The sequence below is a fragment of the Micromonospora sp. NPDC002296 genome (assembly GCF_040296145.1).
In the GTDB taxonomy this organism is placed as follows: Bacteria; Actinomycetota; Actinomycetes; order Mycobacteriales; family Micromonosporaceae; genus Micromonospora.
Window position 1 is genome coordinate 1 of the sequence record NZ_JBEOWQ010000089.1, and the last position, 10,002, is coordinate 10,002.

1 protein-coding gene is annotated in these 10,002 nt (G+C 76.9%); it reads left to right on the plus strand.

From position 1 onward, the window contains the following. Window positions 1–10,002 (plus strand): type I polyketide synthase (locus ABT023_RS28455; protein WP_350889700.1); only part of this gene is annotated, 10,002 nt, incomplete at both ends.

Genomic DNA, 10,002 nt, shown 5'->3' on the forward strand with positions numbered 1-10,002 from the left:
CGGCGGCGTGGACGTGGTCGAGGCGCACGGCACCGGCACCCGGCTCGGCGACCCGATCGAGGCGCAGGCACTGCTGGCCACGTACGGGCAGGACCGGGGCGACTCGGGCCCGCTGCTGCTCGGCTCGGTGAAGTCGAACCTCGGGCACACCCAGGCCGCCGCCGGCGTCGCCGGGGTGATCAAGATGGTGCTGGCGATGCGGCACGGCGTCGTCCCGCCCACCCTGCACGTGGACGCCCCGACCCCCGAGGTGGACTGGGACGCCGGCGCCGTCGAGCTGGTCACCGAGGTCACGCCGTGGCCGGCGGTGGACCGGCCGCGCCGTTCCGCGGTGTCGTCGTTCGGGGTGTCCGGCACCAACGCGCACATCATCGTCGAGCAGGCCCCCGCCGTCGAGGCCGCGCCGGCCGCCGTCGCGCCGACCGTCGAACGGCCGGTCGTGCCGGTGCCGGTGTCGGCCCGGGACGCCGCCGCGCTCGCCGCGCAGGCCGGCCGGTGGGCCGCCTGGCTGGACGCCGACCCCGACCTGAGCCCGCTCGACGTGGCCTTCTCGTCGGTCACCTCGCGCTCCGCCCTGGACAGCCGCGCCGTGGTGCCGGCGACCGGCCGCGACGACCTGATCGCCGGGCTGCGGGCGCTGGCGGCGGGGGATCCGTCGGGCACGGTGGTCGCCGGCCAGGCGGCCGACCGGGGGACGCTCGCGGTGCTGTTCTCCGGCCAGGGCGCGCAACGCGCCGGCATGGGACGGGAGTTGTACGGGTACTTCCCAGGGTTCGCCACCGTGCTGGACGAGGTGTGCGCCGCGCTGGACCCGTTGCTGCCACAGCCGCTGAAGCCGGTGCTGTTCGCCGAGGACGGTACCGCCGAGGCGGGCCTGCTGGACCAGACCGTGTTCACCCAGGCCGGCCTGTTCGCCGTCGAGGTGGCCCTGTTCCGCCTGATCGAGTCGTTCGGGGTCGCGCCGGACCTGGTCGGCGGCCACTCGATCGGCGAGATCACCGCCGCCCACGTGGCCGGCGTGCTGTCCCTGACCGACGCGTGCGCCCTGGTGGCGGCGCGGGGCCGGCTGATGCAGGCGCTGCCGGCCGGCGGCGGGATGCTGGCCGTGGCCGCGCCGGAGGCGGACGTGGCGGCAAGCCTGGACGGGCTGACCGACCGGGTCGGCATCGCCGCCGTGAACGGCCCGTCGGCCGTCGTGGTGTCCGGCGCGGTCGACGCCCTCGACGAGCTGGAGCAGGCGTGGCGGGACCGGGGCGCCCGGACCCGCCGGTTGACCGTCAGCCACGCGTTCCACAGCCCGCTGATGGAGCCGATGCTCGCCGAGTTCCGGGCCGTCCTGGGCACCCTGAGCTTCGCCGCGCCGACGCTGCCGGTGGTGTCGAACCTGACCGGCGCGTTCGCCGACGTCGAGGAGATCCGCACCCCCGAGTACTGGGTGCGGCACGTCCGCGAGGCCGTCCGGTTCGCCGACGGGGTCACGGCCCTGCGGGCGGCCGGCGCGGGCACGTTCCTGGAGATCGGCCCGCAGAGCGTGCTGACCGCGATGGCCGCCGACGTCCTGCCCGGCGACGACGCCGTGCTCACCGTCGCCGCCCAGCGCAGGGACCGGCCCGAGACCCACGCCCTGCTCGCCGCGCTCGCCGAGCTGCACGTGCACGGCGCCCCCGTCACCTGGCAGCCGTGGTTCGCCGAGACCGGCGCGCGGCGGGTCGACCTGCCGACGTACGCGTTCCAGCACCAGCGGTACTGGCCCGAGGCCGGTGCCGGGTGGACCGGTGACATCACCGCCGTCGGCCTGCGCCCCGCCCAGCACCCCCTGCTCGGTGCCGCCGTCGGCGTCGCGCACGCCGAGGGCGTCCTGTTCACCGGGCGGCTGGCCCGGCGCACCCACCCGTGGATCTCCGACCACGTCGTCTTCGACACCGTGCTGCTGCCCGGCACCGGCTTCGTCGAGCTGGCCCTCCAGGCCGGCGCGCACGTCGGCGCCGATCACGTCCGCGAGCTGACCCTGGAGTCGCCGCTGATCCTGCCGGAGACCGGCGGCGTCGACATCCAGCTCTGGATCGGCCCGGCCGACGAGACCGGCTGCCGGACCGTCTCCCTGCACTCCGCCGCCGACGGCGAACCCGCCGCGGGCACCGGCGAGCGACCCTGGACCCGCAACGCCAGCGGCGTCCTGGCCGGCGGACCGGCGACCCCGGGCGGCCCGCAGGGCTGGTCCGACCTGACCACCTGGCCGCCCCCCGGCGCCACCGAGGTCGGCACCGACGACCTGTACCTGAACCTCGCCGCCCAGGGCTACGACTACGGCCCGTCCTTCATCGCGCTGCGCTCCGCCTGGCGGCGCGGCGAGGACCTCTTCGCCGAGCTGGCCCTGCCCGAGACCCCGGCCGCCGAGGCCGGCGGGTACGGCCTGCACCCGGCCCTGCTCGACGCGGCCCTGCACACGCTCGGCCTCACCACGCCCGCCGGCGAGCCGTCCGGCGCGGACATGCCCCCCGGGTACGGCCGGCTGCCGTTCTCCTGGAACGACGTCGCCCTGCACGCGGCCGGCGCGGCGGCGGCCCGGGTCCGCGTCTCGCACACCGGCACCGACAGCGTCTCCCTGCTGCTCGCCGACGTCACCGGCGCCCCGATCATCTCCGTCGGCTCCCTCGTGCTGCGGCCCGTCTCCGCCGACCAGCTCCGGGTCGCCGGGGGCGGCGGCACCGAGTCGCTGTTCCGGATCGAGTGGGCCCCGCTCGCCCTGCCCGCCGGCCCGTCCACCGCCGGCTGGGCGGTCGTCGGTGACGCCGCCGGCCTCGCCGACGCCGTCGCCGCCACCGGTACGGCCGTCGCGGCGTACCCCGACCTGACCGCCCTGGCCGCCGCGCTCGACGAGGGCGCGGACGCGCCCGGCGTGCTGGTCGTGCCGTTCCTCGACCCGCCCGCGTCGACCGACGTGCCCCGGGCCGTCGCCGAGGTCACCCACCGGGCCCTCGCCGTGCTCCAACGGTTCCTCGCCGACGACCGGTACGCCGACTCCCGGCTGGTCGTGCTCACCCGGGGCGCCGTCGCCACCGACGCCGACGCCGACCTGACCGACCTGGCCGGCGCCGCCGTCATCGGCCTGCTCCGCTCCGCCCAGTCGGAGAACCCCGACCGGTTCGTGCTGGTCGACGTCGACGACGCGACCGGCTCGGCCGCCGCCCTGGTCGCGGCCGTGGGCACCGACGAGCCGCAGGTCGTGATCCGCTCCGGCGTAACCGCCGGGGCCCGGCTCACCCGCGTGCCGGCCCTCGCGGAGCCGCCCGCCGCCCCGTTCGACGGCGACGGGACCGTGCTGATCACGGGCGCCACCGGCACCCTCGGCCAGCTCATGAGCCGGCACCTGGTGACCGTGCACGGCGTCCGGCACCTGATCCTCACCAGCCGGCGCGGCCCGGCCGCCGAAGGCGTCGCCGAGCTCCGCGCCGAGCTGGCGGCGCTGGGCGCGACCGTCACCGTCGCCGCCTGCGACGTCGCCGACCGGGACGCGGTCGCGGCGCTGCTCGCCGGCATCCCGGCGGAGCACCCGCTCACCGCCGTCATCCATGCCGCCGGGGTACGCGACGACGGCGTCATCTCCTCGCTCACCCCCGAGCGGATGGACGGCGTGCTGCGGCCCAAGGTCGACGCCGCCTGGAACCTGCACGAGCTGACCGCCGGCCTCGACCTGAAGGCGTTCGTCTCGTACTCGTCCCTCGCGGCCACCGCCGGCGGCCCCGGCCAGGGCAACTACGCCGCCGCCAACGCGTTCCTCGACGGGCTGGCCCACCACCGCAAGTCGCACGGTCTCGCCGCCCTCACCCTCGCCTGGGGCCTGTGGGCCGACCGCAGCGGCATGACCACCGAGCTGGACGACGTCCACCTCAACCGGATCTCCCGCTCCGGCGTCGCCGCCATGGAGGCCGAGGAGGGCCTGGCCCTCTTCGACGTCGCCTGCCGCGCCCCCGACGCCGCGCTCGTCCCGGCCCGCCTCGACCTCGCCGCGATGAAGGCGCAGTTCGCCGGCGGCGCCATTCCGCCGCTGTACCGGGCGCTGATCCGCACCCCCACCCGCGCCGCCGCCGCGGCCGGCACCGGGGCGTCCCTGGTCCAGCAGCTCGCCGCCCTCGGCGACGCCGACCGGCTCGCCGCGCTCGTCGAGATCGTCCGGGGCCAGGCCGCCGCCGTGCTCGGCTACCCCGACCCGGCCGCGATCGAGCCACGCCGGGCGTTCAGCGAGTTCGGCTTCGACTCGCTCACCGCCGTGGAGATGCGCAACCGGCTCAACAACGCGTTCGGCATGCGACTGCCGGCCACCCTCGTCTTCGACTACCCGAGCCCGCACGACCTGGCCGTCCACCTCGGCACGGAGATCGCCGGCACCCCCGTGCCGGTCCGGCCCACGACCGCCACCGTGGCCGTCGGCGACGACGAGCCCCTCGCCATCATCGGCATGGCCTGCCGGCTGCCCGGCGGCGTGTGGTCGCCCGACGACCTGTGGCGGCTCGTCGCCGACGGCGTCGACGCGATCACCGACCTGCCCACCGACCGGGGCTGGGACCTCGACACCCTGTACAGCCCCGACCCGGACGCCAGCGGCACCTTCTACGCCCGGGGCGGCGGCTTCCTGGGCGGCGTCGACCGGTTCGACCCCGGCTTCTTCGGCATCAGCCCCCGCGAGGCGCTGGCCATGGACCCGCAGCAGCGGCTGCTGCTGGAGACCACCTGGGAGTCCTTCGAGTCCGCCGGGATCGACCCGGCCACCGTGCGGGGCAGCAGCACCGGCGTGTTCGTCGGCACCAGCGGCCAGGACTACGGCTCGCTGCTGGCGTACTCGCCGGAGGCCGCCGAGGGCTACATGCTGACCGGGATGACCAGCAGCGTCATCTCCGGCCGGGTGGCGTACACGTTCGGCCTGGAGGGGCCGGCCGTATCCCTGGACACCGCCTGCTCGTCGTCCCTGGTGGCCCTGCACTGGGCCGGCCAGGCGCTGCGCCGCGGCGAGTGCGACATGGCCCTCGCCGGTGGCGTGATGGTGATGGCCACCCCGACGGCGTTCGTCGAGTTCTCCCGACAGCGCGGCCTCGCCACCGACGGCCGGTGCAAGTCGTTCGCCGCGTCGGCGGACGGGACCGGCTGGTCCGAGGGCGTCGGCATGCTCCTCGTGCAGCGCCTCTCCGACGCCCGCCGGCAGGGCCGCCAGGTCCTCGCCGTGGTCCGGTCCTCCGCCGTCAACTCCGACGGCGCGTCGAACGGGCTCACCGCCCCCAACGGCCCCTCGCAGCAGCGGGTGATCCGGCAGGCCCTCGCCTCGGCGCGACTGTCCACGGCGGACGTGGACGTGGTCGAGGCGCACGGCACCGGCACGACGCTCGGCGACCCGATCGAGGCGCAGGCGCTGCTGGCCACGTACGGGCAGGACCGGCCCGCCGACCGGCCGCTGCTGCTCGGCTCGATCAAGTCCAACATCGGCCACGCCCAGGCCGCCGCCGGCGTCGCCGGTGTGATCAAGATGGTGCTGGCGATGCGGCACGGGCTGCTGCCGTCGACCCTGCACGTCGCCGAGCCGTCCCCGCACATCGACTGGGACGCCGGGGCGGTGGAACTGCTCACCGAGACCCGCCGCTGGCCGGCCCTGGACCGGCCCCGCCGCGCCGCCGTGTCGTCCTTCGGAATCAGCGGAACCAACGCGCACACCATCATCGAGCAGGCCCCGGCGGCCCCCGCGACCGCCCCGGCGGTGGTCGGGGAGGTTCCCGGCGGCCTCGTACCCTGCGTCCTGTCGGCGCGCGGCGACGCCGCCCTGCGCGGGCAGGCCCGACGGCTGCACGGCCTGGCGGCCGACCGGTCGGACCTGACCGTCGCCGGGATCGGGCGTGCGCTGGCCACCGGCCGGTCCGTGTTCGAACACCGCGCCGTCCTGCTGGCAGCCGACCGGGGCGGCCTGCTGTCCGCCCTGGACGCGTTCGCCGACGGGCAGCCCTCGCCCGCCGTCGTCCTGGGCACCGCCCGGGGCGGGCGCACCGCCGTCGTCTTCTCCGGCCAGGGCGCGCAGCGCGCCGGCATGGGCCGGGAGCTGTACGCCGCGTACCCCGTCTTCGCCGCCGCGCTGGACGAGGCGTGCGCCCACCTCGACCCGCACCTGCCCCGCCCGCTGCGGGACGTGCTGTTCGCCACGGAGGGCTCTGCCGACGCCGAACTGCTGGACCAGACCGCCTTCACCCAGGCCGGCCTGTTCGCCGTCGAGGTGGCCCTGTTCCGCCTCGCCGAGTCGTACGGGATCGTGCCGGACTTCGTCGCCGGCCACTCGATCGGCGAGGTGACCGCCGCGTACGTGGCCGGGGTGCTCTCCCTCGACGACGCGTGCGCCCTGGTGGGCGCGCGGGGCCGGCTGATGCAGGCCCTGCCGTCCGGCGGCGGGATGCTCGCCGTCGCCGCCGACGAGGCGGCGGTCACCGAGTCGCTGGCCGGCCTGACCGACCGCGTCGGGATCGCGGCGGTCAACGGGCCGACGGCGGTGGTGGTCTCCGGGGCGCTCGACGCGCTGGACGCCCTGGAGCGGACCTGGTCCGCCCGGGGGACGCGGACCCGCCGGCTGCGGGTCAGCCACGCCTTCCACAGCCCCCTGGTGGAACCGGTGCTGGCCGAGTTCCGGGCGGCCCTCGACGGGCTGACCTTCCGCCCGCCGCTGCTGCCGGTGGTCTCCAACCTCACCGGCGAGATCGCCGACGCCGAGGAGATCGGCACCCCCGACTACTGGGTGCGGCACGTCCGGGAGGCCGTCCGCTTCGCCGACGGCGTCGCCTGCCTGCGGCAGCGCAACGTCGGCATCTTCCTCGAAATCGGTCCGGACGCGGTCCTCTCCGGCATGGTCCGCGCCTGCCTGCCGGACGACGACCCGTCCTCGGTCGCGGTCGTCGCGGCGCTGCGTCCCGGCCGGCCGGAACCCGTCTCGCTGCTGCACGCGCTGGCGGAACTGCACGTCCACGGCGTGCCCGTGACCTGGTCCGCCCTGCTGCCGGCCGCGAACCCCGTCGACCTGCCGACGTACGCGTTCCAGCGGCAGCGGTACTGGCCCAACGTGGGCCGGCTGCGCGCCGGCGACGTGGCCGGCGCGGGCCTCGGCGCGGCCGGGCACGGGCTGCTCGGCGCCGCTGTCGACCTGGCCGGCGACGGCGAGGTCGTGCTGACCGGCCGGCTGGCGCTCGCCACCCGGCCGTGGCTCGCCGACCACGCGGTGTCGGGCGCGGTGCTGCTGCCGGGCACCGCGCTGGTGGAACTCGCGGTGCGGGCCGGCGACGAGGTGGGCGCGTCCCGGGTACGGGAGCTGACCATCGCCGCGCCGCTGGTGCTCCCGCCCTCCGGCGGCGTGCGCATCCAGGTCCGGGTGTCGGCGCCGGGATACGCGCCGCAGCGCACCGTAACCATCCACTCCCGACCCGACGACGCCCCCGACGCGGGCTGGACCCGGCACGCCGACGGGGTGCTGGAACCGGCGTCCGCCGACGAGCCGGGCGTGGGCCCGTGGCCGCCCGTGGGCGCCGACGAGGTCGACCTGACCGGCTGGTACGACGCGTTCGCCGAGCGCGGCCTGGCGTACGGGCCGGCGTTCCAGGGGCTGCGCCGGGTCTGGACGGGCGGCGGCGAGGTCTTCGCCGAGGTGGCCCTGCCCGACGACGCGGCCGGCGACGCCGCGCGGTTCGGCGTGCACCCGGCGCTGCTGGACGCCGCCCTGCATCCCGTCGCCCTGCTGTTCGAGGAGTCCGCCGCGCCCCGGGTGCCGTTCGCGTTCGAGGGCGTGCAGGTGCACGCCTCGGGCGCGCGGGTGCTGCGGGTGCGGCTGACCCGCGAGGGCACCGGCGTGCGGCTGGTCGCCGGTGACGAGGCCGGCACGCCGGTGGTGTCCGTGGACTCGCTGACCCTGCGGGAGCTGACCGGCCGGGCCGCCCCGGACGCGGCAGCCCGGTCGCTGTTCGAGGTCGCCTGGCGGGCCGCCGAGGTCGTCCCGGCCGACGTGCCGGCTTGGGCGACCCTCGGCGGGCCGCAGGACGTCGCCACCGGGCGCGCCCACCGGACCGTCGCCGACCTGCTCGCCGCGCTCGACGGCGGCGCCGAGCCGCCCGCCCTGCTGCTGCTCCCGGCCACCGCCCCGCAGGACGGCGCGGTGCCCGACGCGGTCGGCGCCCTCGCCTCGACGGTGCTGGCGGAGCTGCGGTCCTGGCTTGCCGCCGACGCTTTGGCGGACTCAAAGCTGGTGGTGGTGACCCGGGGCGCGGTGGCTGCCCGGGACGGCGACGCCGTGGCCGATCTGGCGGGTGCGGCGGTGTGGGGCCTGCTGCGGTCGGCGCAGTCGGAGCATCCCGGCCGGATCGTGCTGGCCGACGTCGACGGCGACGTCGACGCGGGCCTGGTGGCCGTCCTGGCGCGGGTCGCCGAGGACGCCGCGGGCGCTCAGGTGGCCCTCCGCGGGGGCCGGGTGTTCGTGCCGCGGCTGGTACGCGCGTCGGGGCCGTCGTCGCACGCCCCGCTCGTGGCGGACGCCGGCGCCGTCCTGGTGACCGGCGGCACCGGCGCGCTGGGCGCCCTCGTCGCGGAGCACCTCGTCCGGGCACACGGGCTCCGGGCGCTGGTGCTGGCGTCCCGGCGGGGCCCGGCGGCCGCCGGCGCCGACGAGCTGATCGAACGGCTGGCCGGGCTGGGCGCGTCCGCCCGGGTGGTGGCGTGCGACGTCACCGACCGGGCGCAGGTGGCCGGGCTGGTCGCGGATGTCACCTCGACGGGCCGGCTGGCGGGCGTCGTCCACCTGGCCGGGGTGCTCGACGACGGCCTCGTCGAGGGGTTGACGGCCGACCAACTCGCGGGCGTCCTGGCACCGAAGGTGTCGGCGGGCTGGCACCTGCACGAGGCGACGGCCGACCTGGACCTGGACCTGTTCGTGCTGTTCTCCTCGATCGCGGGGGTGCTCGGCTCGCCGGGCCAGGCGGCGTACGCGGCGGGCAACGCGTTCCTGGACGCCCTGGCGGCGTACCGCGGGCAGGCCGGTCTGCCGGCGGTCAGCCTCGCGTGGGGGATGTGGGACACGGCCGGGATGGCGGCGTCCCTCGGCGGCGTCGACCGGGCCCGGTCGGGGCGGGCCGGCCTGACCGCGATGAGCGCCGACACCGGCCTGGCGCTGTTCGACGCGGCGCTGGCCGTGGACCGGCCGGCCCTGGTGCCGGCGGTGATCGACGTGCCCGCGCTGCGGGCCGCAGCCGCCGGCGGCGTGGTGCCGCCGATGCTGCGGGCGCTGGTCGGCACGACCACGACGCGTCGCCAGGCGGGACAGGGCGGCGACAGTCTGGCCGGCCGGCTCGCCCGGCTCACCGAGGACGAGGGTCGGGCGCAGGTCGCCCTGCTCGTCCGGGGCCTGGCCGCGCAGGTGCTGGGGCACGACGGCGTGGAGGCGGTGCCGGCGGACCGGGCGTTCCGGGACCTCGGGTTCGACTCGCTGAGCGCGGTCGAGCTGCGCAACCGGGTCAACGCCGCGACGGGGCTGCGCCTCGGCTCGACCCTGGTCTTCGACTACCCCACCCCGCAGGCGCTGGCCGAGCACGTGCACGCCGACCTGCTGGGTACCGGGGTCGTCGAGGTCGGGCCGGATCTGCCGGCGACGGTCGCCGGCACCGACGAGCCGATCGCGATCGTGGGCATGGCGTGCCGGTACCCGGGCGGGGTGGAGACGCCCGAGCAGCTCTGGGCGTTGCTGGCCGGGGGAGGGGAGGGGATCGGGGAGTTCCCGGCGGATCGGGGTTGGGACCTGGAGTCGTTGTTCGACCCGGACCCGGACCGGCCGGGCACCTCGTACACCCGGCACGGTGGATTCCTGTACGGGGCTGCGGAGTTCGATCCCGGCTTCTTCGGCATCTCGCCGCGTGAGGCGTTGGCGATGGATCCGCAGCAGCGGTTGCTGTTGGAGGCGTCGTGGGAGTCGTTGGAGTCGGCGGGGGTGGACCCGGT